This window comes from Klebsiella sp. MS 92-3, assembly GCF_000195655.1.
In the GTDB taxonomy this organism is placed as follows: domain Bacteria; phylum Pseudomonadota; class Gammaproteobacteria; order Enterobacterales; family Enterobacteriaceae; genus Klebsiella; species Klebsiella pneumoniae.
Map to the genome: position 1 here is coordinate 2,201 of NZ_GL882873.1, position 1,123 is coordinate 3,323.

Consider the following 1,123-nt stretch of genomic DNA (forward strand, 5'->3'; position numbering starts at 1 on the left):
GTCCTTCGCCGGCACGGTGAAAGCGGCGCGGCCGGAACGGTCGCAGCAAGCGCTGCCGTTGACCCTGACCTCAGACATCAGACACTAGCCGTCAGGCCCGAAACCGCGTAGCGGGTTCGGCGGAGCCCGGCAGGTGCGCAGCAGCTGCCCTGGCGGAGTGTGGCTCGACGACTGGACAGCGCAGCTGGCCAGGAGCCGAAGGGGGCCCGTGTTGTTATGCCTTTCTTATCGTTCCAGACGTTCGACGGTGGCCAGCAATTGCGGATAGGTCGCTGACTGACACTTTTCGTACAGTGATTTAGCTGCGGGTATCCCTTCCAGATAATCATCCGAGTCCCGAATTTCCTGAGCCAGATATTCAATAAAGGCGGGTTCCACAACGGAGCCATTCAGCACATTAAGCAGAACCTGTGTTTCGTCGTCATCGAGAGGAAGGGCACAGGCGCGAACCAGATGCGCATAGCGATCAAAGATATTATTCAGCCGTTCAGTCACCCCTTCCCGGTGGGAGTTCAGATGTGCTCGCAGCTTAGGCGAAGGTGTGAAAGAGGGGTTGCGGGAGATCTCTTTTTTCACTGGTTATCCTCAGAATACTGGCCCGACATCATTAAGAATTTGCGCCGCTCCCTCACGAACTGTCGGTACCATTTACGGGCAACACTGGCCAGATCGTCCTCAGAAGCGCCACAGGAAAGCGTACTCCCCATGAACCCTCCACCACAGCAAATCTGGGCGCCGGTGTTACCAGAATGTCCCGGGGACTCCAGGTGAACATAACCGCCACTGTCGGGTGCGTAAAAACTGAAAATTTCGCCGGTTTTACGGGATGTTATCGTGAAGTTCATGCTGGCTCTCCTTTGGCTCACCCGCGACTGCGCTTCGCCTCACTGAGTTAAGTGGAACAATTTCTGTTCATTACGCAATCAACTGTATGACAGATGTCATACATAATCAACAAAAAAAAGCCTGCTTAAAAAGCAGGCGAACATCACTGGATCATATAAGGAATGAACTGCAGTATCACCTGGCAGACCGGGCGACTGATTTACCAGGAAAGCGGATACCGCGCATTGCACGAATAAGTTATAGCAGCACTTTTCCGGAAGGAAAACCCCCCCCCCCC

General features: G+C 54.3%; 3 protein-coding genes. All 3 read right to left on the reverse strand.

Annotation, left to right across the window (positions count from 1 at the left end; genetic code table 11):
- Positions 1-225 precede the first annotated feature (225 nt).
- The gene (locus HMPREF9538_RS00270; RefSeq protein ID WP_004152758.1) at positions 226-576 is read right to left on the reverse strand and encodes a hypothetical protein; all 351 of its coding nucleotides are present in this window, start codon (positions 574-576) and stop codon (positions 226-228) included.
- Positions 573-845, reverse strand: a complete 273-nt coding sequence (locus HMPREF9538_RS00265) for a hypothetical protein (protein WP_004152759.1) — start codon at positions 843-845, stop codon at positions 573-575. Before HMPREF9538_RS00265 ends, HMPREF9538_RS00270 begins: the two co-directional genes overlap by 4 nt.
- Positions 846-941: 96 nt before the next feature.
- Positions 942-1,123, reverse strand: a 182-nt coding sequence (locus HMPREF9538_RS32675) for a hypothetical protein (protein WP_216087202.1), incomplete at its 5' end; no start/stop codon positions are given.